Annotated in this window: 25 protein-coding genes; 11 read left to right on the plus strand and 14 right to left on the minus strand. The window is 54.1% G+C overall.

The features are described 5' to 3' along the window. Positions 1-6 precede the first annotated feature (6 nt). On the minus strand, positions 7-837 hold the full coding sequence (locus KNP72_RS03315) for a DegV family protein (protein WP_214832116.1): 831 nt from the start codon (positions 835-837) through the stop codon (positions 7-9). 169 nt (positions 838-1,006) lie between these two features. Between KNP72_RS03315 and KNP72_RS03320 the strand changes: the two genes are divergently transcribed. The 3 genes from KNP72_RS03320 to KNP72_RS03330 all read left to right on the plus strand — a co-directional run bounded on the left by KNP72_RS03320 (position 1,007) and on the right by KNP72_RS03330 (position 4,847). After that, a complete protein-coding gene (locus tag KNP72_RS03320; protein ID WP_214832117.1) occupies positions 1,007-1,705 on the plus strand; it encodes an ABC transporter ATP-binding protein in 699 nt (232 codons plus the stop codon). A gap of 5 nt (positions 1,706-1,710) precedes the next feature. Continuing rightward, positions 1,711-4,032, plus strand: a complete 2,322-nt coding sequence (locus KNP72_RS03325; RefSeq protein ID WP_214832118.1) for an ABC transporter permease — start codon at positions 1,711-1,713, stop codon at positions 4,030-4,032. A gap of 86 nt (positions 4,033-4,118) precedes the next feature. After that, entirely contained in the window at positions 4,119-4,847 is a 729-nt protein-coding gene (locus tag KNP72_RS03330) for a DUF4261 domain-containing protein (RefSeq protein WP_251128827.1), read from the plus strand. A gap of 30 nt (positions 4,848-4,877) precedes the next feature. Here the strand turns inward: KNP72_RS03330 and KNP72_RS03335 are convergent, their stop codons facing one another. From KNP72_RS03335 to KNP72_RS03395, 13 genes are all read right to left on the minus strand, one after another. Further along, positions 4,878-5,795: a DUF5996 family protein gene (locus tag KNP72_RS03335; protein ID WP_214832119.1), complete on the minus strand. Its 918-nt coding sequence runs from the start codon at positions 5,793-5,795 to the stop codon at positions 4,878-4,880. Between the two features lie 104 nt (positions 5,796-5,899). After that, positions 5,900-6,223, minus strand: coding sequence for a thioredoxin family protein (locus KNP72_RS03340; protein ID WP_214832121.1), 324 nt, complete (start codon positions 6,221-6,223; stop codon positions 5,900-5,902). Between the two features lie 20 nt (positions 6,224-6,243). After that, the gene (locus KNP72_RS03345) at positions 6,244-7,095 is read right to left on the minus strand and encodes a DegV family protein (protein ID WP_214832123.1); all 852 of its coding nucleotides are present in this window, start codon (positions 7,093-7,095) and stop codon (positions 6,244-6,246) included. A 133-nt stretch (positions 7,096-7,228) separates the two neighbouring features. Then, positions 7,229-7,645, minus strand: coding sequence for an RDD family protein (locus tag KNP72_RS03350; protein WP_251128828.1), 417 nt, complete (start codon positions 7,643-7,645; stop codon positions 7,229-7,231). Positions 7,646-7,663: 18 nt separating this feature from the next. Next, complete coding sequence (locus KNP72_RS03355) at positions 7,664-8,737, minus strand: nitric oxide synthase oxygenase (protein ID WP_214832126.1); 1,074 nt, start codon at positions 8,735-8,737, stop codon at positions 7,664-7,666. Positions 8,738-8,935: 198 nt separating this feature from the next. Then, positions 8,936-11,857: a type I pullulanase gene (gene pulA / locus KNP72_RS03360; RefSeq protein WP_214832127.1), complete on the minus strand. Its 2,922-nt coding sequence runs from the start codon at positions 11,855-11,857 to the stop codon at positions 8,936-8,938. Positions 11,858-12,033: 176 nt separating this feature from the next. Next, entirely contained in the window at positions 12,034-12,603 is a 570-nt protein-coding gene (locus KNP72_RS03365) for a hypothetical protein (RefSeq protein ID WP_214832128.1), read from the minus strand. Between the two features lie 63 nt (positions 12,604-12,666). Continuing rightward, positions 12,667-14,325, minus strand: coding sequence for an FAD-dependent oxidoreductase (locus KNP72_RS03370; RefSeq protein WP_214832129.1), 1,659 nt, complete (start codon positions 14,323-14,325; stop codon positions 12,667-12,669). Between the two features lie 12 nt (positions 14,326-14,337). Continuing rightward, the gene (locus KNP72_RS03375) at positions 14,338-15,624 is read right to left on the minus strand and encodes an arsenic transporter (protein WP_214718054.1); all 1,287 of its coding nucleotides are present in this window, start codon (positions 15,622-15,624) and stop codon (positions 14,338-14,340) included. A 30-nt stretch (positions 15,625-15,654) separates the two neighbouring features. Then, positions 15,655-15,933, minus strand: a complete 279-nt coding sequence (locus KNP72_RS03380; protein ID WP_214718056.1) for a Fe-S cluster assembly protein HesB — start codon at positions 15,931-15,933, stop codon at positions 15,655-15,657. Continuing rightward, the gene (gene arsA / locus KNP72_RS03385) at positions 15,930-17,687 is read right to left on the minus strand and encodes an arsenical pump-driving ATPase (RefSeq protein ID WP_353048437.1); all 1,758 of its coding nucleotides are present in this window, start codon (positions 17,685-17,687) and stop codon (positions 15,930-15,932) included. The genes KNP72_RS03380 and arsA overlap by 4 nt, the downstream gene beginning before the upstream one ends. Before the next feature lie 14 nt (positions 17,688-17,701). Next, positions 17,702-18,061: an arsenite efflux transporter metallochaperone ArsD gene (gene arsD, locus KNP72_RS03390; RefSeq protein ID WP_029594925.1), complete on the minus strand. Its 360-nt coding sequence runs from the start codon at positions 18,059-18,061 to the stop codon at positions 17,702-17,704. 13 nt (positions 18,062-18,074) lie between these two features. Continuing rightward, positions 18,075-18,392, minus strand: coding sequence for an ArsR/SmtB family transcription factor (locus KNP72_RS03395; protein ID WP_021066456.1), 318 nt, complete (start codon positions 18,390-18,392; stop codon positions 18,075-18,077). 225 nt (positions 18,393-18,617) lie between these two features. Here KNP72_RS03395 and KNP72_RS03400 point away from each other — a divergent pair, with 225 nt between their 5' ends. From KNP72_RS03400 to KNP72_RS03435, 8 genes are all read left to right on the plus strand, one after another. Continuing rightward, positions 18,618-20,099 (plus strand): SulP family inorganic anion transporter, encoded by a 1,482-nt coding sequence (locus KNP72_RS03400; RefSeq protein WP_214832131.1) that lies wholly within the window; start codon positions 18,618-18,620, stop codon positions 20,097-20,099. Positions 20,100-20,208: 109 nt separating this feature from the next. Next, positions 20,209-20,622 carry a universal stress protein gene (locus tag KNP72_RS03405; RefSeq protein WP_214751611.1) on the plus strand — a complete coding sequence of 138 codons (414 nt, stop codon included), beginning with the start codon at positions 20,209-20,211 and terminating at the stop codon, positions 20,620-20,622. A 106-nt stretch (positions 20,623-20,728) separates the two neighbouring features. After that, a complete protein-coding gene (locus KNP72_RS03410) occupies positions 20,729-20,932 on the plus strand; it encodes a PLD nuclease N-terminal domain-containing protein (RefSeq protein ID WP_021066453.1) in 204 nt (67 codons plus the stop codon). Then, positions 20,929-21,777, plus strand: a complete 849-nt coding sequence (locus KNP72_RS03415) for an ABC transporter ATP-binding protein (protein WP_131471867.1) — start codon at positions 20,929-20,931, stop codon at positions 21,775-21,777. Before KNP72_RS03410 ends, KNP72_RS03415 begins: the two co-directional genes overlap by 4 nt. Next, entirely contained in the window at positions 21,777-22,535 is a 759-nt protein-coding gene (locus KNP72_RS03420) for an ABC transporter permease (protein WP_214832132.1), read from the plus strand. The genes KNP72_RS03415 and KNP72_RS03420 overlap by 1 nt, the downstream gene beginning before the upstream one ends. A gap of 113 nt (positions 22,536-22,648) precedes the next feature. Beyond that, positions 22,649-24,283, plus strand: a complete 1,635-nt coding sequence (locus KNP72_RS03425) for a C39 family peptidase (RefSeq protein ID WP_214832134.1) — start codon at positions 22,649-22,651, stop codon at positions 24,281-24,283. Positions 24,284-24,444: 161 nt separating this feature from the next. Next, positions 24,445-25,680 carry an exo-beta-N-acetylmuramidase NamZ family protein gene (locus KNP72_RS03430; protein ID WP_214832135.1) on the plus strand — a complete coding sequence of 412 codons (1,236 nt, stop codon included), beginning with the start codon at positions 24,445-24,447 and terminating at the stop codon, positions 25,678-25,680. A gap of 113 nt (positions 25,681-25,793) precedes the next feature. Further along, complete coding sequence (locus KNP72_RS03435) at positions 25,794-26,714, plus strand: CAP domain-containing protein (protein ID WP_214832136.1); 921 nt, start codon at positions 25,794-25,796, stop codon at positions 26,712-26,714. The last annotated feature ends 2 nt before the right edge of the window (positions 26,715-26,716 follow it).

Raw genomic sequence — 26,716 nt, forward strand, 5'->3', positions numbered from 1 at the left:
TTGTGGTCACTTCGCTTTTAAAAATGAGATGCCGATCGAGCCCGACCCTGTGTGCGCCCCGAGAAGCGGTGCGAGCGTATCGACCCGAATCTTGGCTTTGTCACCGAGTTCCCGTTTCCACGACTCGGCCAGCTCGGGCACATTCCCGTGGAAGATCGAGACGTCCGTGCACTTGCCCGAATCGATGGCTTGACGGAGCGCTTCGAACAGTTGCGCCTGCGCCTTTTTGTAGGTTCGAACCGTCTGATACGGGACGATGAGCCCGTCTTCGAAGCGGAGCACCGGTTTCAACTGCAACATGTTGCCGATGAGCGCTTTCGACTTCGAGATACGTCCGCCCTTTTGCATCTGCGTCAAGTTTTGCAAAATCAACTCGATGCGGACATCCTCGACACGTTGTTTCATATTCGCTTCGACGTCCTCGAGCGCGTCACCGCGTTCGACCCGTTCAATCAACTCTTCGAGCATAAGTCCCATCGTATAGATCCCGGCCCGCGAGTCAATCGCGAGCAATTTGAACTCAGCGATCTCTGCACCTTGGACCGATGCCGAATACGTGCCGCTCAAGTCGGATGACAAGTGGACGGCGATGCCCATGTCATATTGGTCTTTAATTCCTTCATACAATGTGACGAAGTCGCCAATGGCCGGTTGGCTCGTCGAGACGCGCTCGCCCGCATCAATCCATTCGTAAACGGTCTTGGCATCGACCTCGACCCCATCTTTATACGGTTGATCACCTTTGACGACGTAGAGCGGGACGATGTGAATATCCGGGTGGTGCTGAATCGAATCTGGAAGGACGACGGTGCTGTCCGTGATATAAGCAATTTTCATGTTAAGGCTCTCCTTCAATCAAAATTAGTACCTGGTAATATTATTTTATCACAGGTGAAGCGGTTTCACTATTTTTTCAAAAATTGATTTCCCTTGAAGTTTCACATATTCCCGTCCAGATTGCGCTTGAAACGGGTAAAAGATAGCATCGGACAAAGGAGGAATTGGCATGATTCACATCGAGCACGTCAATAAAATCTATAAGACCGGGGATGTCGAGACGGCTGCGCTGAAAGACATCGCGTTGACGATTCAGGACGGCGCGTTCGTCGTGATCTTGGGACCGAGCGGGAGCGGCAAGAGCACGCTGTTGAACGTCATCAGCGGACTCGACACGGTGACGTCCGGGACGATTACGTTCGGTGATACCGTCCTGACCAAGTTGTCACCGGAACAAATGACCGCGTTTCGGCGCGACCATCTCGGCTTTATCTTTCAACAGTATAATCTTCTCCAAAATCTGACCGTCTATGAAAACATTCAAATCGGGGCCGATTTATCTGACAACCCGCTCCCGATCGATGAGTTGCTTGAGCAGGTCGGACTGACGGCCGCCCGCGACAAATATCCGTATCAACTGTCCGGCGGCGAACAACAGCGCGTCTCGGTCGCCCGCAGCCTCGCCAAAAACCCGTCCATCGTCTTCTGTGACGAACCGACCGGGGCGCTCGACGAGGACAACTCGAAACGGGTGCTCGAACTACTTGAACGGTTGAACAAGGAGTATGACAAGACCGTCGTCGTCATCACGCACAACCCCGGCATCAGCGAGATGGCCGATGACGTCATCAAAATGAACTCGGGTCGAATTATTGAATTGACGCACAACCCGATCAAACAATCTGCTCGTGACATCCACTGGGGGTGAGACAGATGCTTTATAAAAATGTATGGAAGACGCTCGCCGGAAAATGGATGCAACTTCTCGCCATCGCCGTCATTATCGTTATGAGCTCGCTCACGTACACGATGATGTTTTACGGCATCAGCGGCATCGAAGTCCCGACCGAGGAATATCTTGCGTCATCGAATCAAGAAGACTTTGCCGTCGAGATGCTCAACCGCGTCACCGAAGAAGAGGCGGCTGCGCCCGAGTTGGCTGCCTTTCTCGCCTCCGGGAAGTACACGCTCGCCGACTTGAAACAAGCCGACGCGGAAGCGTTCGATGACTTGATGGTGGCACGCCTCGACGCCGTCGAGCGCGAGTTGGGCGACGTGACGCTCGAGCTTCGCTCCACGAAGCTATTCAATTACACGTTCGATGACCGCGAACATCGCGGGCTCGTTGTAAAGGATGCGGACGCCATCAACCTGTCCTATCTCGAGTCAGGTCGTCGTCCGAGCTCGGACGATGAGGTCGCCATCAATACGAAATCGGCTGAAAAGAACGGAATCAAAATCGGTGACACGATTGATCTCGGTGAACCGTTCACGGTGACCGGGTTCGTCCTGTTCCCGGACTACACGTTGCCGCTATTCGACGACAATTTCTTCAATCTCGACCCAGGCACACAGACGCTCCTGCTCATGACAGATTCGGCCTATGAGGCGATGAACGGGAACGAATCGTTCCGTCTGGCCGGTGTCACCGATGGGACGGTAGTGACGGACGTCGAGCTCCCATTCGTCATCTCGGTCATGGAGACGGAGAATATCATGCGCAGCGGGGCCATCTATAGTGAAATTTCTTCCGGAAAGGCGATGGCACTCGGTTTGAGCCTCTTCATCGTCTCGATTGCCGTCATCATCGTCGGCATTCTGATTTCGAACATGCTCGAGTCTGAACGTGGCCAAATCGGTCTCTTGAAAGCGATCGGCTATAGCCGTCGGCAAATTGCGACGCCGTATCTCATGCTCATTTTAGCTTTCGCGACCATCATGCTCATCGCCGGGTATTTCCTCGGCCTCTATTTCGCCGACCCGCTCAAAGACTTATATCTGGACTTTTATCTCTTGCCGTCCATCACCATCGCCCAAAGCCCATTTGTTTTTCTCACGGCGGTCTTCGCCCCGCTTCTCTTTTTCGCACTCGTTGCCGGGGCCGTCATTTATAAACTCATGGGTGAGAGCGCGCTCGCCTTACTTTCGCCACGAGACAACTTGTCGCTCAATCGTCTCAGCCGGTTCGTCAGCCGCCTGCTCCGCAACGCCCGCGGCAAGACGAAGTTCAAATATTTGTACGCCGTCAAAAGCACGGGCAGTTTCATCATCTTTTTCCTCGGCATCCTGTTCTCGACGCTCCTCATCGTGTTCGCTCTCATGATGAACGGCGCCGTCGATCGGATGACGGTCGGAGAGATTGGCGAGGCCGACTATGCGTACGAGGCGTTCACGACCACACAACCCGAACTTCGTGACGGTCAAGAACCGTTCCTCACCTATCCGTTCGCCTTTGTCGAAGACAAGCTCGTTACGTTGAAAGGGCTCGATGAAGCGAACACGCTCTACCGTCTCGAAGACGAGAACGGAGATAGATTGTCGCCGGAAGCAGACAGCATCATCGTCAGTGCCTCGCTCGCCTTGAAGCTGGGACTCGAGACCGGGGACACGCTCGACATCGAACTTGACGACGAGATGCTGTCGTATCCGATTCGCGAGATTGCTGACGAATATATGGGTGACACCATCTATTTGTCACGCACGAGTTTGAGCGACCAGCTGACCGACGGGGAGACAGATAAACTGTTCAACGGCATCTATGCGACCGAGCGACCGGACGAGACCGACTATGCGACGATTTTGTCGCGCGACAGCTTAATCGACCAATCCACCTCGATTAACGAGTATATGAACTTGATGATGAACGTCATGATTGCTGGCTCTGCCTTGATTGCCTTCAGTATCCTGTTCGTCTTGACTGCGCTCACGGTCGAGAAAAACTATTACGTCATCTCGCTGTTGAAAGTGATGGGCTATGACCGCCGCGAGGTCCGATCGATGATTTTGAACAGTTACTTCATGTACGCGCTCGTCTCGGCATTGCTCAGCATCCCGATTGCCCTCATCGTCTTGCGGGTCATCATCGTCGTATTCGCGGAAGACTACGGCCTCGTCCTACCGCTCGAATTTGAATGGGTGTATGTCGTTTACACGCTCGGGGCGGTCACCCTCCTCTTCTTCGCGAGCACGTTCGTCAGCCGTCGTAAAATCGATCAAATCCCATTACAAGAAGTATTAAAGACGTATCAAGAATAATTTGTCGCCAAATAGGGCATAATAAGAGAAGAGACCGGGCCTCTCCCTGTGAGGGGCCTGACTATTAGAAGAAGAGGATGATTCTTATGAACCGTACACAAGTATTGCTCGCTATCCCAGGAAACTGGTCATCGGCCGAGGCAGTCAACGAACAAATCAGTTTACATAGTGAAGGCTACACAATGGCCGGCCTGTTGTTGTTAGAAGACGAGACCGGAAAAGCGTTCACGGTCGAAGTCGTTGAGCGCGACCCAGCCCTCGCCGAGGCGATGATTCATGCCAGTTCAGGTGGCTTCACGCCGAAAATCGCGAAAGGGCTCGCCCGTCATACGCACATCGTCTATTTGATTGTCGACGTCAACGACGTGTCAGACATCGCGGCAGCGCGCCGTGCGGCCAACGCCATCTTGAACGCCGGCGGCCTCGGCGTCATGGTTGAGACGGCGGGTGTCGCCTATTCGAAAGACGAGTGGCAGGAGTCGAAAGAAGAAGATCTCGCCCTCGACTACTCGCTGTTGACGGCCATCACAGAAGAAGAAGACGCTTACGTCTCGTGGGGCATGAAAGCGTTCGGTCATGCCGACGTCGCCGTACCGGCCACGCTCGAGATGGAAGATGCGATTCACGTCGTCCACTCGTTCAACTTCCACCTCATCTCGGGTGGTTCGATGTTCGGAGACGGTGACAGCTTCACGTTCGAGGACGGCAAGACGTTCACGGTCGAGATGGGCGAAGACGAGCGCACGTCCATCGACAACTTGCTCCATAACCCGTTCGGTTTGATTTATCTCGTGCCACAGACAACTGAAGCATAAACAAGATAATCGATTGAACTAAACAAGAGCTCACAGACGTTCGTCTGTGGGCTCTTGTTTTGGTTGCGGCGGCATATCGAGCGACAAGAAGTAATGCGCGCACCCTTCCCATACGAGTTGTTCACTCAACAATTCGAACGAGGTCCGGAAGAACGCTCGGACGTCACTTGACCGCCCTGCCTTCTCCAACGATAAAAAACATTCGCTCATCTTGGCGTCGTAGTAGGCGTCCGTCGGTTGTAGCCGTTCCGAGTCAAGCTCGGTGTATTGGAACGGAGACGGCAAGATGAAGAACATCGGCCCATCGACGGAGTCGTCGCCGAGCCAAAACCCGAACTCGATCATGTGCTCATCGAACGCCGCTTTCTCAATCAGTTTGTCTTCCGGGAACGGCTCGGACTCCCCGTAGACGATGATTGACGAGACGTCGAACGTGCCCCAAAACAAGGCCGGTTTCACTTTTCGGCATCGGAGCGGGGCGAGAAATGCCGCTTGTTCCCGCGCGGCATATTGGAACAATCGCACTCCTTTCTGCGCGGCATCGGCATCGTAAGCAAGCGGCGCCTCATCTCGGTCCAGATATCGCAATTCTCGCATCTCCTGCGTCTTCGGATTGAGTTCGAGTCGAACGCCGGACGCTTGAAGCGTACCGATGATTTCGGAGTAATACGTTTTGAGCGATTTCCCGTCCTCAAGCGGAAACATCGTCCGATTTGATTCGACGTGCACCGTGATGATTCTGGCCGCAACATCGATGTCCACCTCGAACAACGTCTCCCCGCTCCAGAGCGGCCCGGTCGAAAACCCATTCACGGTGAGCGGCAACGTGACGTGGGCCCATTGTGGTTCTTGCGGGGCGAGCCCGAGTTTGATTTTCCCTAAAATTTGCGACAACAGATGTAGTGTGAGCTTCGTGTCGGCCCATTCAGAGTGACGTATCAGCTTCATCTGCGTATCCCCATTTCTTCATCCAAAAAGTGACGCAACTACTGTCCTGATTCCCCGTGTCCGGCTCCGACAATCAAAAAATCCACAGACCCGTGTCTGTGGACTTAGCTGCGCATCTCTTGGAGACGTTCGAGTTGATGGGTCAGTTCGCCGATTGGGACGAATCGGGCCCGGCGGAGCGTTTCTCTGCCGTCAAGGAAAAACAGGACGACCGGTACGGTGAAAATCGAGTAGGCGCCGGCAATTTCCGGTACCTCGTCCGAATCGATGGCAATCGCCTCGATATCGGGAAACTCCGTCAACATCTCTTCGACTTGCGGTTTGAGCGAGTGGCAGACGCTACAGGTCGGATGCGAGACGTAGACGAGCAATTGGTCCGAGCCTGCAATCCGGTCCTGTAACGCCGTGAGCGTGGTGACAGCTTCCATCGGACTTCCTCCTCTTCTAATTAAGCGTTGAGCCAGAGAATCCCGACCGTCTCAAAACCTGCGTGGACGGCAATCGACGGACAGAAACGCGTCTTGACGATTTCAATGTCTGGCAATTTCGCTTGAATGAGCGCGACGATGTTGTCTTGCATCTCCGGCGCGAGTGCCGTCTGGACGAAGACACGGTTGTTGTGAATGCCGTTCGCGGCGTGACGGCGTTCGAGCTCGGTCACCATCTCGGCGTATGCTTTCTTGAGAGACCGTGCTTTTTTGAACGGGATGACTTTCCCCGTCTCATCGAGCGTGATGATCGGTTTGATGTTCAAGATATTGGCGAGAAACATCTCGCCTGACGAGACACGGCCGCCGCGGCGCATCGTTTCCATGTTGCCGATAATCATGAAGAAGTTTTTCTTGTCGCGCCACGCTTCGAGCAAGGCGACAATCTCTTCGACCGACTTGCCTTCCGCCTCGGCGGCGAGACCGAGACGGACGAGTTCTTGTTGCGCTTCGAGCGCTGCGTGCGAATCGACCGTATATACTTTGAAGCCAGCCGCTTCGGCCGCTGCACTCGAGTTTTTCACCGTCGAACTCAAGCCATTCGAGCAGTGGACGGCGATCGCGCAGTCATACCCTTCCTCTTTCAAGCGCTCATAGCGGGCGATGAAGTCGCCGAAGATTGGCTGAGACGTCTTCGCCTCCTTCTTTTGATCAATCATATAGCGGTGCAAGTCTTCGATCGACAAGTCCACTTCGCTGTAGCCGCTGCCGTCGACAATCAGTTGAATCGGGACGATATCGACACCGAGACGGGCCGCCTCTTCCTTCGAGAAATTGGCCATACTATCGGTAATCCATGCGATTTTGGTCATAACAAAAATCCTCCAATGGTCGTTCAATTTTTTCCTTTCTCATTATACCTTATTTTTTGGATTCGTTCCTTTCCGACTGATTCAGACGAAAAAAGACAGCTCGACTCATCGTCGCGCTGTCTTCGGCTTCGACTCATCGTGTCGAAATCAGTTTCGTATGGGCAAACTCATCGTGCGGCAATTCCATGTCTTTGCCCGACTTGATTTGTTGTAACGCTTTTAACAACGGCAGACCGAGTGTCGCCGGATAGACGACGTCTTTATACAACGTCCGCTTTACGACTTGTTCGAGCGAGAGCGGTCGCCCGTCTTGACTGATGACTTTAATCCCCACGACTTGGTCGCCAATTGTCTGGCCATTTTTGTTGAGTAGGAAGTACACTTCCCCGGCCATCGTCACGAGCGTCGGTAAATAGTAACGTTTCACTTCTTTTCCAGGAAACAACTTTTTCCGAATCGTCTTCTCGACGAGTTTCGCAGGCGTTTGAAAAATGAGTTGGTCAATCTGACTGGCAACGGCACGTTTCCAAATTGGGACTGCCACGTTCATCATCCTCTCGTTTCGGTTCTAGGCTTTAGATTCCTCTTTTGCCTTCGGTTGAAACGCCGAAAACGGACAACCCGAACGTGCGAACAAGTTCGGCGTCACAATTTTGTCATCATAATGGCGATGGAACACGTGCGTCGCGGCTGGTGACAGCGGCGGGATGAGCCAGCTCCATTTCCCGGTCACGTCGCGTCCTGCGTCCTGCTCGTTCTTCTCGAACCGTTTGAACTGTTTTGCCGCCGTGTGGTGGTCGACGATTGTCACCCCGGCCCGCTCGAACGACTGCAAGACGGCAACATTCAATTCGACGAGCGCCCGGTCGCGCCAAAGCGTCCGCTCTTTCGACGTGTCGAACCCGAGCGACGCGCCGACGAGCGGTAATAAGTTATAACGGTCCGTATCTGCCAAGTTGCGTGCCCCGATCTCGGTCTCCATATACCAACCGTTGAACGGGACCGAGGTGAAGCGCAGCCCGCCAATTTCCAGTTCCATGTCGGCGATGGCCGGAACGGCGTGCCATTTAATCGGCCGTCCGTCGAACAAGTCGTACGCCTCGTGCTGAATGTCGACCTCGAGTACCGCATCGTCCGGCAATTCATAGAGCCGAACGTCACGCCCATCCGTGATGAGCAACGGCAAGATGTCAAACGCAGTCCTGGCCCCGCTCCAACCGAGTCGTTCGGCCTGACGCGTCATTGTCAAGGACAGCGGATCGCCGATGATGCCGTCTTCTGTCTCATATGCCGCATACCGGATGAGTTGCGTGTTCAAGAGACGGAACTCGTTCGGGAGCACCGTCATCGTCGAGCGGATTTTCCCGCTGTTCGTTGCATAGCGCAGATGGTCGACAAGTGCCTCGAACACATCGTCGAACGTCTCCGCGTCACGGGCATCCCGGACGGTGAGCGTCTGCCAAAACAGACGGCCGATGCATCGGTTTGAGTTCCGCCAGGCGAGTTTCGCGCCCTCGGTCAACTCGTCGGTCGTGAGCGTATACGTTCCCGTACGGTCGATTTCTTTCGCAATCTCATCGAGCCGGTCCGTCTGATCGCCTTTTAGTTGTGAGAAAAAGTCTCGGGCTGCCTGAATGTCCATCTCATGTATCTCCTCTTTCGTTCTGTCCCTCCCATCTTAAGGGAAACCACACCCGTTTTCTACCCGGACGCGATAAAAAAGCAGGACGATGTGCGGGCTGTTCGATTGAACAAGCATGGGAATGATTTTTCGGAATCGCACATCGAACCGGATGGACATATAAAAAAACCAGAGGTCGTTTGACCTCTGGTGAACTACTTAACGTTGTTTCACGACGACCGAGCTGTAAGCTGGTACATCGACCGTGCCCGAGACGCGTTTAATCGCCTTCGTGCCCGCTTGTTTCCCATCGACGATGAGGTTCCATTGCCCGCTTGGCAATTTCACTTTGACCGTCTTGCCGTTGGCGTTGTGCGTGACAAACAAGTCTTTCTTTTGGCCTGGCGCTTTGTCATCGATTGAATAGCTGATGACGTTCGCTTCGGCTTTATAGAATTTCAAGTTTTTCTTAACGTCCGCTGCTTTTGTCATGCGAAGACCTGGGTTGTCTTTACGCATTTCGATCAAGCCCTTCATGTACTGGACGTCCGCCTTGCGGTCAGCGGCCCGTTTCCAGTCCATTTGGTTGATGCGGTCCGGCGATTTGTACGAGTTGTGGTCGCCTTCTTTCGTCCGCATGAACTCTTGACCGGCATGGATGAACGTTGTCCCTTGGCTCGTCAAGAGGATGCTTGACGCGAGACGGTGCATTTTCGTACGCGTTGCTTCCGACGTTTTCGCGTTTGTGAGTTCGAGCTTGTCCCAAAGCGTGTGGTTGTCGTGCGCCTCGACGTACGTGATTGCTTGCGTCGGTTCTTTCGTAAAGCCTTTGATGTCGGCGCTATAGTCAATCTCGCCGACGATAAATGTCTTGATGCGGTTCTCAAGGCCGGCTTTTCCGTTGATAAAGCCGTTGTCCGTGTCGATGAAGACACTGCCTTTCAGCCCGTCGCGGATGTTGTCGTTGAAGTGCGCGACGCCTGGCATCTTATAGGCGTTCTTTTGGTTCGCTTTTTTCGCCGGGTCGAGCGGCGTGCTGAGGTCCCATCCTTCGCCGAAGACGAGAATCGATGGATCGACCTTGTTCAACGCCGAACGGACTTGGTTCATCGTCTTGACGTCATGAATGCCCATGAGGTCGAAACGGAACCCATCCCAATGGTACTCTTGCGCCCAATAGACGACCGAGTCGACGATGAGCTTCTGCATCATCTTGCGTTCCGACGCGGTGTCGTTGCCGACGCCCGTTCCGTTCGCGAAGTCGCCGCCTTCTGTGTAGCGGTAGTAGTAACCTGGAACGATTTTGTGCAAGTTCGAGGCTTGCGCATCGAACATGTGGTTATAGACGACGTCCATGACGGCGCGCAAGTTGTTGTCATGGAGCCCTTGAATCATTTGTTTCATCTCGCGAATCCGGACTTTGGCGTCATATGGATTCGTCGAGTACGAGCCTTCCGGCGCGTTATAGTTTTTCGGGTCATAGCCCCAGTTGTACGAAGCATCCGGTTTCGTCTCATCGACCGAGGCCGTGTTATAGTCGTACACCGGAATGAACTGGACGTGCGTGACACCGAGGTCTTTCATATGGTCGAGACCCGTCTTCGTCGCCGTCTTCTTGCCGTTGACGAGAAGGCGTGTGCCTGGCTCGACGACGCCGAGATATTTGCCTTTGTTTTTGATGCCTGAGTCGTACTTGTCTGACGTGACGTCGAAAATCGACAAGTCGCGGACGTGCGTCTCATAGATGATGGCATCTGTCCGTTTCGCCAATTTTGGCTTCATCGCGTTCCAACGTTTCGGTTTCGTCTCGTTCAAGTCGACGACGACCCCTTGGTCCCCGTTCACACCGACCGCCGTCGCGTAAGGATCGACCGCGCGGACGCTACCTGATGCGTGCTTGACGTTGTACGTGTAGCCGATGCCGTCCAAGTCGCCGCGGACGTTTGCGACCCATGTGCCGCGCTCGCCACGTTTCATCGAAATCGTTTTCTTCAAATCTTTATCTGAAGCTGGACGTGTTTTCGGCATGTTCCATAGTTCGAGTTTCACGTCTTGAGCCGTCGGGGCCCAGAGGACGAACTGTGTTTTCGACTGCTTGTACGTCACGCCGAGTTTGCCGTCGTAAGCGTACTTCGCATCGAACTCCGGTGATCGGAGCACGTCGCCCGCTTGGAGCACTTTGTCTCCGAACGTTGGATGCTTCGCCGTGATGACCGCCGCCAAGTCGATGTCGGCCTTGAAACGGACCGTGACCGATTTGTCGCCTGACTTCTCAACCGATTCGACGGTCGCACCTTCGACCGTCAATTCACTCAAGAACTTCTCATCGATGACGCGGTTGAGCGTGAGCTCCGCTTGACGGAACGTGTCCGCCTCGAATGAGATGATTTTCGGTGAGCGATCGATTTCCGGCTCTGAGTAGTATATCGTCGAATCCCCTTCGACGAGCCAAATCTCTTTCGCCGTACTGAGCGCGAAACGGTCTTCGCCATCTTTTTCGGCCCATTCGCCTTTTTTCGTGACGAGTCCGATGAGCTTCTTCGCGTCCGGGTTGGCGAACTTCACGTTCGCGACACCACCGAATGCGTCCGTCTCATCAAAGTTGATGCTTTGACCGTCACTACCGTCTGGCCATGTCCAAAGACCCCAGTCCGTGTATGTATTGTCGTAACGGAAGTAATGAACTTTCATATCCACGTCCGTCGCTGCCGTTTCCCCGTCCGGGTTCGACGTATAGATCTTTGAGTCCCCTGACTTGATCCACACTTCGGCAACGCCGTCTTTAATCATATCGCTCGTGATGAAGCGGTCGTTCTCCGACCCTTTATCTTTCTCCCAGTTGTCCGTACGGACGATGAGACCGAGCTTCTCAGGTGAATCGACCGGGAATTCGTAGGCCGCCACCTTGCCGAAATCGTCCTCGCCGTTGAAGGCGAAGGCTTTATTCGGGAAATAATCTGGGTTATTCGCCCAAAGCCATAAGTTCCAATCTGTTTGATTGTCCGGCGCCTCTTGATAGTGAACGACGACGAGCGTCGACTTCCCCTTATCGAGAGCGGACGATGACATCGGAAACATTGAGAACACTAGTGCAAACGTTAGCACAACTGCCCATGCCTGTTTCCATCGTTTGTTAATCATGTGGGTCCCTCCTTGTAGCACAATTTTAGGAAAACGCTTACACAAAAAATTGTAAACGTTTCCTTTTCGGAATACAATGTTTTTTTAAACAATAGGGAATGACTCCTATCTCTTGCCTTGGACTGGAATGTGATGGCAAAAAAGACGACCTGTTCGTAGGTCGTCTCGGCATTCCCTTATAACTTGTTCCACTCTTCCAACGCCTCTAAGTACCAACGATAGCTCAACTTGAACTCTTCGTCTGTCACATCCGGCGACCACAACGAGCGCGGGATGAGCCCGGTGAATTTTGCTGCGCCGGTATGTGCATAGATATAAGAGACAACTTGTGTTGACATATCCCTCGTCAGAAAACCTGTCACGAACTTTCCATCCTTACTTTCGAATATGATGTCGAGTCGGCGCCCTTCCATCTCGTCGAGGATCAACTGATTGTATCGTCGATGCGCCTCGTCCTTATGTTTGTACACCATCCCACGTCGTGCGTTATCGTCTCGTTCCCAGCGATGGTCCTTTTTTTCCTTTTCCGTAAAGATTTTATCAATCATACGCGGGTCATCAATCGTTAAGCAACAAAAGATATGGTCATACGACAACTGATCATCGTTAACCAAGTCCATGATGTCTGCTTTTGGGATGACGCGCGCCTTATAGCGGACCATCACCCGACGGACGACCTCCTCCTTCTCAAAGATGAGCCACTGCTTTCTCCGTTCGAACTTCTCATGTAACAGCTTATAGTTCATCTGATTCACCTCATGATTCAGCATACCAAAAAACGGCGTCCGAATGGTCGGACGCCGTCTGTGTTAGTTCCCGTATTTTTTGAATAATTGATAATTCTTGTTTCCGCCTGACAAGTTGTAGACGTCGGTGAAACCGAGGTTACGGAGCACGTTTTGGGCCGCGTTCCCCGTCACCCCGCCATTGCAGTACACGACGGTCGGCTTGTCTTTGTCCATGTCCTTGGCGGCTTCGCGCAAGTTACCGAGCGGGATGTTGACCGCACAGTCGACACATGCTTTCTCGAACTGTGCCGCTTTACGCGTATCGATAATCTGCATGTCTTCACCCGCATCGATCCGCTTCTGCAGTTCGGCTGGTGTGATGAGGCGGGCCGCTTTGTCCATACTGTTCGCGAGCACCATGCCCGTGTACATGACCGGGTCTTTCGTCGTCGAGAACGGCGGCGCGTACGCGAGATCGAGATGGAACAAATCATCGACTTTCGCCTTGAACGTGATGGCCGTGACGAATACGTCGATGCGCTTGTCGACACCTTCGAACCCGACGATTTGAACGCCGAGCAATTGACGTGTCGCCCGGTCGCCGATTGCTTTAATCGTCATGTCTTTTCCGCCCATATAGGCCGGCTTATCCGGTTTCGTGTTATGGAGCACTTCGATGTCGTATCCGAGCTCGCGGGCCTCACGTTCCGATAGACCGGTCTGGGCGACGGCTTGGCCAAACACTTTGAAGATGCCTGTGCCGAGGATGCCACGGTGTTCAAGGTCGCCTCCTGTGATGAGGTCCCCGAGGGCACGACCCATCTTGTTCGCCGTCGAACCGAGTGGACGCCAAATCGGTTTGCCCGTGACGAGCGAGAAACTTTCGGCGACGTCGCCGGCCGCATAGACGTTCTTCACGTTTGTCTCCATCCGCTCATTGATGGCGATTGCACCCGTCTCGCCAATTGTGACACCAATCGACTTCGCGAGTTCCGTGTTCGGACGGACACCGACGGAGAGGATGACGAGGTCCGTATCAATCGTCTTGCCACTCCCCGTGACAACACGTTCGACATGACCATCACCGACGAGTTCGGTCACTGTCTCACCGAGCATGAGCTCAATGCCGTTCTTCTCGAGGTGATCCTCGACGCGGCACGCCATGTCTTTGTCAAGCGGCGGCATCACTTGTGGGAAACGCTCGATGACGGTGACATCGACGCCACGTAGTTTGAGCTGCTCGGCCATCTCAAGACCGATGAATCCGGCGCCGATGATCGTTGCATGTTTCGGGTTCGTCGCATCGACGAAGTTACGTGTCGCTTCCGCATTCTGAATGTTACGGATTGGGAACACGTTGTCCGAATCGACACCCGGAATCGGCGGGATGATGCTCGAGGCACCTGTCGCGAGGACCAACGAATCATAGCTGTCCGTGAACGATTCACCCGTCTCAAGGTTCTCGACCGTGACCGTCTTTGCGTCGGCATCGACTGCCGTCACGTTATGACGTGTCATAACGTCGATGTTGTAGCGTTTCTTGAAGAATGCCGCATCGCGAGGCGTCAAATCGTCGCGCGACTCGACTTCACCGCCGACATAGTACGGAATGCCGCAACCCGAGTACGAGATATCGTAGTCGCGGTCGTAAATCGTAATCTGTGCGTCTTCGTTGTTACGACGTGCTTTTGCCGCGACCGATGTACCGGCGGCGACTGAACCGATGATGATCAATTTCATATTAAATACTCCTTAGTAAAGTAGTAGGCTGATGTATAGTCCAAGCAAGGTAATGGCGAGCGTTGGAATCGTCAAGATGATCCCGACTTTAAAGTATTGACCCCAACCGATTTTAAGCCCTTTCGTACGGAGCACGTGGAGCCATAGCAACGTCGCGAGTGACCCAATCGGTGTGATTTTCGGACCGAGATCGGACCCGATGACGTTCGCATAGATGAGTGCTTCCCGAATCTGACCGGTCGTATTCGTCAAATCGATGGCGAGCGCGTCAATCATGACGGTCGGCATATTGTTCATCACCGATGATAAGATGGCGGCCAAGAAGCCCATCCCGAACGTAGCGCTGAAGGCGTTCACGGCGAACCAGTCGATGAAGTTGGCGAGCACTTGCGTCAGTCCCGCGTTTTGCAGACCGTAGACAACGATATACATCCCGAGCGAGAAGAAGACGATTGCCCAAGGCGCCCCGCGTAGAACGGACCGGGTCGGCACGGCCGGTGAACGGTTCGCCATGATCAGGAAGAACAACGAGATAATCCCCGCGACGAGAGAGACCGGGATGCCGACGATATCGCTTGTGAAGTATCCGATGACGAGAAGTGCGAGCACGACCCACGACAAGCGGAACATTTTATGGTCTTTGATGACCGAGGCCGGTTCAACCAAATTCGATGCATCGTAGCGTTTCGAGATATCCTTTTTAAAATACAAATACAAGACAAGCAAACTTCCGGCGACGGCGAAGACGTTGACGAACACCATCCGCGCCGCATATTCGGCGAAACCGATGCCGAAGAAGTCGGCCGAGACGATGTTGACGAGGTTCGAGACGACGAACGGCAGACTCGCCGTATCAGCGATGAACCCAGACGCCATGACGTATGCCAAAACGACCGCATCCGGTAGTTTGAGCGCCCGCACCATGGCGAGGACAATCGGCGTCAAGATGAGCGCCGCCCCGTCATTCGCGAACAGCGCCGCGACGAGCGCACCGAGCAACGTGATATAGACGAACAGCTTCACGCCGCCGCCTTTGGCGATGCGAGCCATATGTAAGGCCGCCCATTCAAAGAAACCAATCTCGTCCAAGATGAGCGAGATGACGATGAGCGCGACGAATGTGAACGTCGCATTCCAAATGATGCCCCAGACAGTACCGACGTCATCCAAATTGACAACTCCAGTGATGAGGGCAAGCGCCGCCATCCCCATCGCCGAGTAACCGATGCCGAGGCCTTTCGGTTGCTTGATGATGAGGAAGAGCGTCACCAAAAAGATGATACTAGCAATCCACTGCACAATGAGTTCCTCCAATAATTCTCTATTTGTTTAGCAAGTCTGTTGCAAGCCGCGAAGCACGAGGCTAGCGCCGTCTTCCGTCGACTCGACGTCGAGCGTGACGTTTTCCGCCATCGCTTCAGCGTCGTTCGCGACGGCGAACGTGAGGCCGTCAAAGTCTTTGACGTCATCCGTCGCTTCCGGAGCCGCAACGATGAGACCGAGCGTCGGTCCACAGCACCCGGCTTCCGTACAGATACGAACTGATTTGATTTCCTCTTCAACCAGTGCGTCTTTCATAAAATCAATCGCTTCATTCGTGATGTTCATGTAACTTCCTCCTTGAGTAGTTGTGACAGTGCCGGATAACCGACCGGCAGTTGTTCTTGCCATGCGAGTAACGTCGGACGCGGATAGGTGTTCACCCGCTCGAGCCATGCCGCCTCGCTCGCGACTTTCGCCGTCAGCAACTTGCTTGTCACATCGAGCGGTGTGAACGATTGGTTGACGACCCAGGCGAACGGTTGAATCTCGGCCCGTTCCAAGTCAGCGACGAGTCGCTCAGCTTCATACACTGGTGTCGCTTCAGGCAGCGTCGTGATGATGACGTGCGTCTGTTTCGGGTCGCGCAGTTTTGGTAACAGGTCGCGAACCGCTTCCGGGACGACCCCTGTCGACCGTTCGAGTTCGCGATGATAACTCTCGGTCGCGTCCAACAAAAGAAGCGTATGACCTGTCGGCGCCGTATCGATGACGACGAAGCGGTCTTTCGCTTTCGCCACTTGATCAGCGAAGGCACGGAAGACGGCAATCTCCTCGGTACACGGCGAACGCAAGTCCTCTTCGAGCATCATGCGCTGCTCGTCGTTCATATCCCCCGCTTCCCGGAACACATCCATCCGGTACTTCTCGATCTCGACTTTCGGGTCAATCGCATCGACGGTGAACGTATCCGGGACGTCCAGACCGATTGTGAAAGCCACATGTGCAGCCGGGTCCGTCGTCGTCAAATGGACGGCGTGCCCTCGCTCACTGAGCGCGACGGCAACGAGCGAGGCAAGCGTCGTCTTGCCGACACCGCCTTTCCCCATCGTCATAATGACGCTCGGTCCATCCAGCTCGATTTCATCGACGAGTCGGTCAATCGAGCCATAATGACTCGTGTCATAACGTGTATTTGGGACGGTGGCCGTCTCCCCGTTCACCCAGCGTCGGAGCGCCGGGACACCGACGAGGTTCTCGTACGCATATGACAGCGTGAACGTCTCGAGGTCGGCGACACCTTTCGGAAGTTCACGGAGCGCCTGTTGTTGACGCTCGATGAACCGTTTCGTATAGCGGTCAGTCTCTTCGTCTGATGCGACGACGCCGTTGATGACAAGTTGCATCCGCTCGATGCCAATCGCGTGAAGCTCGGTCGCGGCACGCGCCGCCTCGACGAGCGTCGATGTCTCGGGACGGGCGACGAGCATCAATGTCGTCTCGCTGCCGTCGGTGAGCGTCTCGACAGCCCGTTTGTATTGCTGTTGCTTGTCGGCCAGACCAGCAAGCGGACCAAGGCAAGACGCGCCGGTCGTATTCGTCTCTAAAAATTCGTCCCACGCACTTGGCAACGTCAACAACCGTAGCGTGTGACCGGTCGGTGCCGTGTCAAAGATGACGTGATCGTATGTCTCACGTGCCGACTCAGACGTCAGTAACTCGGTAAACTGGTCGAACGCCGCGATCTCAACCGTACAGGCGCCGGACAGCTGTTCTTCCATCGACTGAATGGCCACGTCCGGAAGGACACCGCGATAAGGACCGACCATGCGTTCCATGTACTGCTTCGCCGCCTCTTCCGGGTCGAAGTTCGCGATGAACAGACCGGTTCCCGGGACGAGGCGTGGTGTCTCGTCGAGCTCCATCTCGAACACGTCCTGAAGGTTGCTCGCAGGGTCGGTCGAGACGAGCAAGACTCGCTTACCGCGGTCAGCAAGCGTCAACGCGAGGCTCGAAGCGGTCGACGTCTTGCCGACACCGCCTTTACCGGTCAAAAACATATAGCGCGTTGGTTCGATTGTCGTGAAATCAAAGCGATTCATCATGACCCGCCTCCTTATTTTTTAAGCGTGATGCGGACTTTCGGCTTTTCGCCATCTTGTTTCGCGAACGCTTCGACCGGGAGTCCTGTCAACTCGGCAATCTCCTCGTTCGTCATGTAAGCGCCTCGTTTGACGACGGCACCGTCGACGACCGTGAGTGGGAGCGTCTCAAGGCCGTTCGCGATTTCTGCTTGAACATGGACGTTCTCGACGAATCGGTTTGGCTCGGAGGCGAGATTATAACGGGCCACATCAAAGCCGCGTTGTTTTAATACGTAATGGATGGTCGCAATCCGCGTTAGCTCCGGATCGATTGAAGGACCACAAAGTCCGGTCGGGCAGCACATGGCTGGTTCGAATACTTCAAGTTTCATCGTTGACTCCTCCTTAAATCGCACAGTCCGTTTCGCAGTCACAATTCGCCTCGACCGTCTCGATTTTGTCGAGCAAATCGATGACGATTGAGTAGAATGGGCTCGTCTCGTTCAATCGATAGTGAATCCATTGCTTGTCGCGGCGCTCTAACAGGAGCCCTGCTTGCCGCATCATCTTCAAGTGGCGGCTGATGGCCGGCTGCGAAATGTCGAAACAATCAACAAAACTGCAGGCACATTGCTCTCCGCCTTGCATTTGTTTGAGCATCGTCAAACGGGTCGGATCGGCGAGTACTTTGAGCACTTTACTTAAATCATCTACCGTATGCATCATCATTCTCCTTCTCTGTATAACAAATCCGTTATATAACCTTTACGTTATGAAAATACCATAGTTTCTCATGCGGAGCAATTGTCTTCTCATAAAAAGTTCGGTATGATGAAACACGTTGTGAAAACATGTGTCGGTCGAACGACTTCTCTCATATAATTCGGTGTTTGATCTTCGTGAGACTCGGAGATCAAAGTCAAAAAATATATAGAGAGGTGTGTTCTTTTGGAAAAATTGAATACGATTAAACAAGATTGGCTCGGCAACGTCCGGGCCGACGTCCTAGCCGGCTTCGTCGTCGCGCTCGCCCTCATCCCTGAGGCGATTGCCTTCTCGCTCATCGCTGGCGTCGATCCGATGGTTGGACTCTATGCGTCGTTCATCATCGCGATGGTCATCTCGATTGCCGGTGGTCGTCCGGCCATGATTTCGGCTGCGACCGGGGCGATGGCGCTCGTCATCGTCTCGCTCGTCGCCGACTACGGGTTACAATATTTACTCGCCGCGGGGATTCTCGCCGGAATCATTCAAATTGCGCTCGGCTATTTCGGCATCGCCCGCTTGATGAAGTTCATCCCGCGCGCCGTCATGGTCGGCTTCGTCAACGCGCTCGCGATTTTGATTTTCCAGGCACAGTTGACGAACTTTGAAGGTGAGAGCTGGATTATCTGGGCGCTCGTCATTGGATCGCTCGCCATCATCTTCTTGTTCCCACGCATCAACAAAGTCATCCCGGCACCGCTCGTCGCCATCGTCGTCATGACGATTCTGGCGGTCACGCTCGGGCTCGAGACGAAAAACATTAGCGACATGGGTACGATTTCAGCAACGCTCCCGGAATTTTTATTCCCGAACGTCCCGTTGACGTTTGAGACGTTGATGATCATCCTCCCCTACTCGATCTCCCTCGCCTTCGTCGGATTGATCGAGTCGCTGTTGACGGCACAAATCGTCGATGACATGACGGGCACGGATTCGAACAAGAACCGAGAATCAAAAGGACAAGGTATCGCCAACATCATCGCCGGTCTCTTCGGCGGGATGCCAGGGTGTGCGATGATTGGTCAATCGGTCATCAACGTCTCGTCCGGTGCTCGCGGCCGTCTGTCGACGTTCGTCGCTGGACTCGCGTTATTCATCATGATCATGACGATGAGTGATGTGTTGATGCTCATCCCGGTCGGCGCCCTTGTCGGTGTCATGTTCTTTGTCTCGTATGCGACGTTTGACTGGGGCTCGCTCAAAGCGATGCGCACCGCTCAAAAATCGGATACGGTCGTCATGCTCGTGACGGTGCTCGTCACGGTCGTCACGCACGACTTGTCACTCGGTGTGTTCGCCGGGATCTTGACGGCAGCCATCCTGTTCGCCGCAAAAATCTCGAAAGTCGAACTTGACCGCAGTGTAGACGCCGACCGTGCCCGCTACATCGTGAACGGTCAGCTCTTCTTCGCTTCGACGTCCGAGTTCGTCAATCAGTTCGATGTGACCGAAGACGCCGAAGACGGTGTCAAACATGTCACAATCGACTTCTCGAACACGCATCTATGGGACGATTCGGCCATCGGTGCCATCGATAAAGTTGTCTTCAAGTACCGTGAAGTCGGGATCGAGCCGGAACTATTGAACTTGAACAAAGATTCAGAGAAACTGCTCAACACGCTCGCGCTGCACTTGAAGCAACAAGAAACAAGCGCCGGCCATTGATTCAATTTCTTCGGGAGCGAACATTCACGTTCGCTCCCTTTTTTATATCCATGGCTCTAGTAAATCGCATATACTAAAAGTAGATTGTGTGAAAGAGGAGGACGTTTCAATGGGAAAGGTATTTTTAGCGGCAGACGGATCTGCCCACTCGAAGCGGGCACTTGAGAAAGCGATTCAGCTCGCCAAGGCATCAGACGCATCCATCGACATCGTCCATGTCGTCAGCGCCAAAGAATCGAAAGAAGCCGCACTCAACTCGACCGGAAAAATCGATCTTGAAACGAAGCGTCAGCAGATGTTGCAACCGCTCTTCGATCAAATCGTTGCAGCCGGGCTTGAGTATGAATATATTGAACTTCGCGGGGAGCCGGACGTCGAGCTCGTCAAATATGCGAACCATCAACCGTACGAGTACGTCGTCGTCGGTTCACGCGGACTGAACACGTTTCAAGAGTTCGTGCTCGGCAGCGTCAGCCATAAGCTCGCCAAACGCGCCCTCGCCCCGGTCATCATCGTCAAATGATCGTCACCCTTTCTTTACGGAGAAAGGGCTTTTTTCTGTTCCATACAGGAAATTGGTCCTATATGTGGAATGGAATAGTGAACTCATTTATGAAGGAGGAACCTAATTGGACATTACCAATGACTCAAATTTATTGCTCATCCTCTTGCCATTGCTCGTGTTGCAACTCATCTTGCTCGTCGTCGCCTTGATTGATTTGCTCAAACGGCAAGAAACGAATGGACCGAAATGGGTATGGCTTCTCGTCATCCTATTCATCAACATCCTCGGGCCGATCGTCTACTTCCTATGGGGACGGACGAAGCGATGAACGTCACCCAACTGACGAAACGATTCGGCACGTTCACCGCGCTCGACGACGTCAGCTTCTCGCTCCGCCCCGGCTGTACCTCGCTCCTTGGTGAGAACGGGGCCGGCAAGACGACACTGCTCAATATGATTGCCCGCGTGACGACACCGACGTCCGGACAGATCGTCGGGCATGACGCCATCCGCATCGGCTATCTGCCACAGCGACCGGCGCTCTATCCATCGCTCACACCGGTCGAGACGATTCGCTATGCGGCCGAGTTGACCGGCGTCACGAATGTCGACCCGGTCCATCTGTTGAAACGGGTCGGACTCGAGCCCGTCGATCGACCGGCGGCACACTTGTCCGGCGGCATGCGGCAACGGCTCGGCATCGCCCAGGCGCTCGTGCATGACCCGGAGCTGTTACTGCTCGATGAACCCGTCTCGGCGCTCGACCCGCGCGGCCGCCGGGAAGTACTCGACCTCTTAAGCGATTTGAAACGAGAGCGGATGATTCTCTATTCGACGCACGTGCTCCCCGATGCCGAGGAAGCGAGCGACTGGGTACTCCTGCTCCGACAAGGTCGCCTGCTCATGGAAGGGACCGTGACCGATTTACTCGGCTCGAAGTCCTCGATTCAAGTCCGTCTGTTCAATGACGTCGTGACGGAGGATGAGTGGCGAACGCTCCCGGGTGTCAGCCACGTCACCCGCTCCGGGACGACATGGGAACTGGAGACGGACGCGAAAGACGTGACGGAACGAGCGTTGCTGCAGCTGCTGCTGGAGCGCGGTCTAAGACTCCAATCGCTCCATGTCGGGCATCCATCGCTCGAGTCACTCTTTTTGGAGGTGAACGCCTAATGAAACTGGCCATCTTCAAACAAGAGTGGAAAGAGTCATGGCGCAATAAGCGACTCATCTGGGTACCAATCTCCTTGATGTTGCTTGCGGCGATGCAACCGCTCACGCTTTATTTCCTCCCGGACATCTTGGCCTCGGGCGGCAACTTGCCGGACGGGGCGGTCATCGAAATTCCGACCCCGTCACCAGAAGAAGTGCTCATGTCGGCGAGCGAACAGTTGCGACAAATCGGCCTGCTCGTCGTGCTGTTATCCGCCATGCATACGTTCAGTCACGAACGGTCGCTCGGCACGCTCGCCTGGCTCAAGTCGCTCAAGATTCCAGGCACGCGCATCGTGCTCAGCAAATGGGGACATTATTCGCTACTCGCCGTCGTCGCCATCGGCCTCGCCCAATTGAGCGCCGCCTACTATACAATCGTCTTGTTCGATTCGTTCGACGTCACCGATTTCTTGATCGCGACCGGGCTGCTCATGCTCCATTTCGTCGTCCAGCTATCGATTTTCTTCTTGTTCGCGGCGTTGCTCGAGAGCGGCCTCGTCGCCCTCGTGATCACGCTCGCCCTCCACTTCATCATGTCGCTCCTAATTGGGTGGCTCGAGTGGGACTGGATGCCGTGGCGGCTCGGCTCGTTATCGGCCGAAGTGCTCATGGGCGAGGGTTTACTCGTTTGGCCGATCATCAGTAGTGTCTTGTTGATTGGCGTGACGCTCTTCGTCGCCTCGAAACGGTTGTTGTTCATCAGCCGTTCGTCCTGATGTAGCACCTTCTCAAAATAGTCCTTTAGCCGTCGAGTCAAGGCGGCTTTTCTCATGTATACTTAATTTACAAAATAATACCAATTTTTCAATTCGATTGTGGAGGAACGCCTATGAAGTGGAGTCATGTAGTGGCCGGTTTGGCCGTCAGTATGAGCATCATCCTCAGTAACGACCACGTCCATGCCGCGGCCGGGTTTCAAACGACCGCAACGGGAACGGTCTATATGACAGAAGACGGCACGGTGCTGACCGGCTGGCAAGTGATTGACAACAAGACCTATTATTTTGCAGCAGATGGGACGATGGCCGTCGGTTGGCAAGCGATCGATGGCGCTACATATTATTTTGAAACGGACGGCGTGCTCGTCACCGGGCGCTATTCGATTGACGGGGCGACCTACTTGTTCGCCGCCGACGGGAAGCAGCTGAAAGGCTGGCAACAACTCACGGATGGTCTCTATTACTTCAAATCGAACGGCGTCATGGCGACCGGCTTTTTGACCGTGGACGGGAAACGCTACTTGTTCTCTCTTGAAGGGAAACGGTTGAGCGGTTGGCAAACCGTCAACGGCGTGAAGCATTACATATTCGAAAACGGAACGATCCGGTCGGGCATGTACACGATTAACGGCAAGAAATACTTGCTCTTGAAAGACGGGCAGGTCGCGACCGGCTGGCAACAAATCGGCACGCGCCACTACTACTTCGGTACAAGCGGTGTACGCCAGCACGGGCTGAAAAAGATTGGGACGACCGTTTACGGTTTCCATGAGACGTACGGCTATCGGTTGGCCGGCGTCCAAAAAGTCGCCTCTCGCTATTACTATTTCGGGACGGACGGAAAACGTCGCTACGGTCTGCAGACGATTGACGGCAAAGTGTACGGGTTCCATCCCGTCTACGGCTATCGTCTGCAAGGAAAACACAAAGTCGGGACTCGCTATTACTACTTCCACTCGACCGGCGTCCGTGAGACTGGTTGGAAATATACGACGCAATACGAATATTTTGCACCGACCTTGACGAAGAAGACAGATTGGCAAGTCATCAACGGCAAGTGGTATTTCTTCGATCTGTCGGGCGTCATGTATAAGAACAAACGCATCGGCAACGCCACGTTCGATGCCCGGGGCGCCTATAGCAACCCGCTCTCCACCTATAAGATGAGCGTGCCGCTCTATCGTCAATTTGCTATGGGCTATCCTTCTGGCTGCGAGTTCTTCTCGCTCAAGATGGCGCTCGAGAAAAAAGGACGCGTCGTCAGCGCGGAGACGTTATATCGGGAAATGCCAAAAAGTATGTGGAACGCCCGCTATGAGAATCGTCTCTACCGCTGGGTCGACCCGAACGTCATGTTCACGGGCGACCCGAAAGGCAAGCTCAGCAAATATCGCAACTACGGGATTTATCCGAAAGGCATGATTAACTTCTCGAGCAAATACCGGCCTGTGAAAGATGTATCAGGTCAAGGACTCGCCTCAATCGAGCGCGAGCTCTCACTCGGCAACCCGGTCATCGTCTGGGCGAGTGTCGACTTCAAACAGCCGTACGGTCACTTCAATTGGTACACCGCTTCGAACCAAAAATTCACCGGTTTCGTCAATTATCACGTCATGCTCGCGACGGGCTATGACAAGAATAACCTCTACATCAACGACCCGTACCGCGGTCGCCTCGTCATCCCGAAAAGCCAAGTCAGCTCTGTCATGGGCGCGACGGGATGGAAAGCACTTGCCGTACGATAATCATCTAGCCATCGGAGAAATCCGATGGCTTTTTAGGTATAACGAATCAAAATTAGAAATAAAATTTCCTATTTCATTAACTTTATATTGAATTAAAAATACAAAATGGTACACTTTCCAGTAAGTAGTAAAGCGCTTACATTCATGAAGGAGGAATAGTTATGAAGAAATGGATTGGCGGCCTTGCCGCCCTCACGCTCGTCACGTCATCTGTCATGTTGCTCGATGCCGATGCCAAGTCAGAGCCGAAGAAACCGAAAGTCGAACTCGGGGTCGACCGGTTGATGGACAATCCTGAAATCTTGGCCGGTAAACGAGTCGGACTGATCACGAATCCGACCGGAATCGATGCTAACATGACGAGCATCGTCGACTTGTTCCATAACTCAGATGATTTCGAATTGACGGCACTGTACGGACCAGAACACGGTGTCCGCGGTGATGCGCAAGCCGGATCGACAATCAGTTCATATATCGACGAAGTGACGGGACTCCCCGTCTATAGTCTGTATGGGGCGACGAAAAAACCGACGGCCGAGATGCTCAAAGACGTCGACGTGCTCGTCTTCGACATTCAAGACGTCGGCACACGCTTCTATACGTACATCTATACGATGGCGTATGCGATGGAAGCCGCAGCCGAGAATGACATCCCGTTCGTCGTCCTCGACCGGCCGAACCCGCAAGGTGGTCTCCGCGTCGAAGGTCCTGTGCTCGACCCGGCCTATTCGAGCTTCATCGGTCTCTATCCGATTCCGCTCAAGCATGGCATGACCGTCGGTGAGCTCGCACGCTTGTTCAATTCGGAGTATCAGATTCAAGCCGACCTCGAAGTCGTCAAGATGAAGGGTTGGAAGCGCTCGATGCTGTACGAGGATACGGGACTCCCGTTCGTCATGCCGTCACCGAACATGCCGACGACGGACACGGTCAACGTCTATCCGGCGACCGGTCTGTTCGAAGGGACGAACCTGTCGGAAGGACGCGGCACGACGAAGCCGTTCCAATTGATTGGCGCCCCGTACGTGAAGGCGCATGACTATGCCAAGACGTTGAACGCGCTCGAACTTCCGGGCGTCACGTTCCGCGCTGCCTCGTTCACGCCAACGTTCTCGAAGAACGCGGGCAAACTGTCGCACGGCGTCGAAGTGTACGTCACAGAGCCGACGAAGTTCGAAGCGGTCAAGACCGGCATTGCCATGGTCAAGACGGCACACGACCTGTATCCAGACGAGTTCGAGTTCCTCGCTAATGACTTCATCACGAAGCTGACCGGGAACGCCTACGTGAAAGACATGATCCTCGCCGGGGAGTCGCTCGAGGCGATCATGACGAAAGTCGATGCCGAGCGCGATGCGTTCTTGCCGATTCGGAAAGAGTATTTGTTGTATAAATAAGGAGCAGGTAGGCTCACTTGAGTCTGCCTCTTTTTGTAATCAAATGGTAATAACCATTCTTGCCCTATTCAATATATTATATGGTTATATGATCGAAAAAGGAGCTTCCCATTTTGAAAAAATCTGCCTCAGTCTTGCTCGCTGCCGCCCTCGCGACCGCGTTCACATTTACCCCGCCGCCCCCGCTCACCGTCAATCCGGCCACGGTCGAAGCCTCATATCGTGAGACGGCCGTCAACACGAAAGGTTCCGTTACGGGAATCAGTCAAATCAACGTCCGAAAAACACCGTCAAGCTCAGCGACGAGTGTAGGTAAAATTGTTCGCGACGGCACGATGATGGTCCGGACGTCATTTACGACGAACGGGGCCCACTGGTACAAAATCCAATGGGGCACGGGGTACGGTTACGTTCCGGCCACGTATATCAAGCTATCGACAGCCGAAGTCGCGTTCACGAAGGCGACGTACGTCGCCCCATCGAGCGTCTACTTAAAGTCGCGTCCGCTCACGACCTCATCGAACGTCGTGTTCTTGCGCCAAGGGATGAAGCTCGAGACGATCTCGTACCGGTACACAGGCACGACGCGTTGGTATAAAGTGAACATCGGCACGAAGACCGGATATATTTTGGCGAAACACATCACTTTCAAAGCCCCAGCAAGCGGTGTCTTGGCCGAGACGAACGAAGAGCGTCAGACGGCTGGCTTATCGGCGCTCGCAGCGTCGGGCGAAGCGAACCGTGTCGCCCAAGTCCGGGCCGACGAGATGGCACAGACGGGCCAGTTCTCGCATCAGCTCCGTGAGAACGGGAGCCCAGGTGACACGCTCGATGCCTACGATGTCAGCTATCGTGGTTGGGGTGAGAACATCTATATGGGGTCGAGTGACCCGGCTCAAGCCGTGAACGCCTGGATGAACTCGAGCGGCCACCGCGCCAACATCTTGAACGGCAACTTCACGCACCTCGGTGTCGGTGCCGCCAAGAACGCGCAAGGCTCGACGATTCACGTCCAAGTCTTTTTGACGAAATGAAA

The sequence above is a fragment of the Exiguobacterium sp. s152 genome (genome assembly GCF_018618335.1).
Lineage (GTDB): Bacteria > Bacillota > Bacilli > Exiguobacteriales > Exiguobacteriaceae > Exiguobacterium > Exiguobacterium chiriqhucha.

Bases quoted from the DNA above. Each gene is read 5' to 3' on its own strand.
- KNP72_RS03315 (WP_214832116.1), bottom strand. From the start codon at position 837: ATGAAAATTGCTTATATCACGGACAGCACCGTCGTCCTTCCAGATTCG.
- KNP72_RS03320 (WP_214832117.1), top strand. From the start codon at position 1,007: ATGATTCACATCGAGCACGTCAATAAAATCTATAAGACCGGGGATGTC.
- KNP72_RS03325 (WP_214832118.1), top strand. From the start codon at position 1,711: ATGCTTTATAAAAATGTATGGAAGACGCTCGCCGGAAAATGGATGCAA.
- KNP72_RS03330 (WP_251128827.1), top strand. From the start codon at position 4,119: ATGAACCGTACACAAGTATTGCTCGCTATCCCAGGAAACTGGTCATCG.
- KNP72_RS03335 (WP_214832119.1), bottom strand. From the start codon at position 5,795: ATGAAGCTGATACGTCACTCTGAATGGGCCGACACGAAGCTCACACTA.
- KNP72_RS03340 (WP_214832121.1), bottom strand. From the start codon at position 6,223: ATGGAAGCTGTCACCACGCTCACGGCGTTACAGGACCGGATTGCAGGC.
- KNP72_RS03345 (WP_214832123.1), bottom strand. From the start codon at position 7,095: ATGACCAAAATCGCATGGATTACCGATAGTATGGCCAATTTCTCGAAG.
- KNP72_RS03350 (WP_251128828.1), bottom strand. From the start codon at position 7,645: ATGAACGTGGCAGTCCCAATTTGGAAACGTGCCGTTGCCAGTCAGATT.
- KNP72_RS03355 (WP_214832126.1), bottom strand. From the start codon at position 8,737: ATGGACATTCAGGCAGCCCGAGACTTTTTCTCACAACTAAAAGGCGAT.
- pulA (WP_214832127.1), bottom strand. From the start codon at position 11,857: ATGATTAACAAACGATGGAAACAGGCATGGGCAGTTGTGCTAACGTTT.
- KNP72_RS03365 (WP_214832128.1), bottom strand. From the start codon at position 12,603: ATGAACTATAAGCTGTTACATGAGAAGTTCGAACGGAGAAAGCAGTGG.
- KNP72_RS03370 (WP_214832129.1), bottom strand. From the start codon at position 14,325: ATGAAATTGATCATCATCGGTTCAGTCGCCGCCGGTACATCGGTCGCG.
- KNP72_RS03380 (WP_214718056.1), bottom strand. From the start codon at position 15,933: ATGAACATCACGAATGAAGCGATTGATTTTATGAAAGACGCACTGGTT.
- arsA (WP_353048437.1), bottom strand. From the start codon at position 17,687: ATGAATCGCTTTGATTTCACGACAATCGAACCAACGCGCTATATGTTT.
- arsD (WP_029594925.1), bottom strand. From the start codon at position 18,061: ATGAAACTTGAAGTATTCGAACCAGCCATGTGCTGCCCGACCGGACTT.
- KNP72_RS03395 (WP_021066456.1), bottom strand. From the start codon at position 18,392: ATGCATACGGTAGATGATTTAAGTAAAGTGCTCAAAGTACTCGCCGAT.
- KNP72_RS03405 (WP_214751611.1), top strand. From the start codon at position 20,209: ATGGGAAAGGTATTTTTAGCGGCAGACGGATCTGCCCACTCGAAGCGG.
- KNP72_RS03415 (WP_131471867.1), top strand. From the start codon at position 20,929: ATGAACGTCACCCAACTGACGAAACGATTCGGCACGTTCACCGCGCTC.
- KNP72_RS03420 (WP_214832132.1), top strand. From the start codon at position 21,777: ATGAAACTGGCCATCTTCAAACAAGAGTGGAAAGAGTCATGGCGCAAT.
- KNP72_RS03425 (WP_214832134.1), top strand. From the start codon at position 22,649: ATGAAGTGGAGTCATGTAGTGGCCGGTTTGGCCGTCAGTATGAGCATC.
- KNP72_RS03430 (WP_214832135.1), top strand. From the start codon at position 24,445: ATGAAGAAATGGATTGGCGGCCTTGCCGCCCTCACGCTCGTCACGTCA.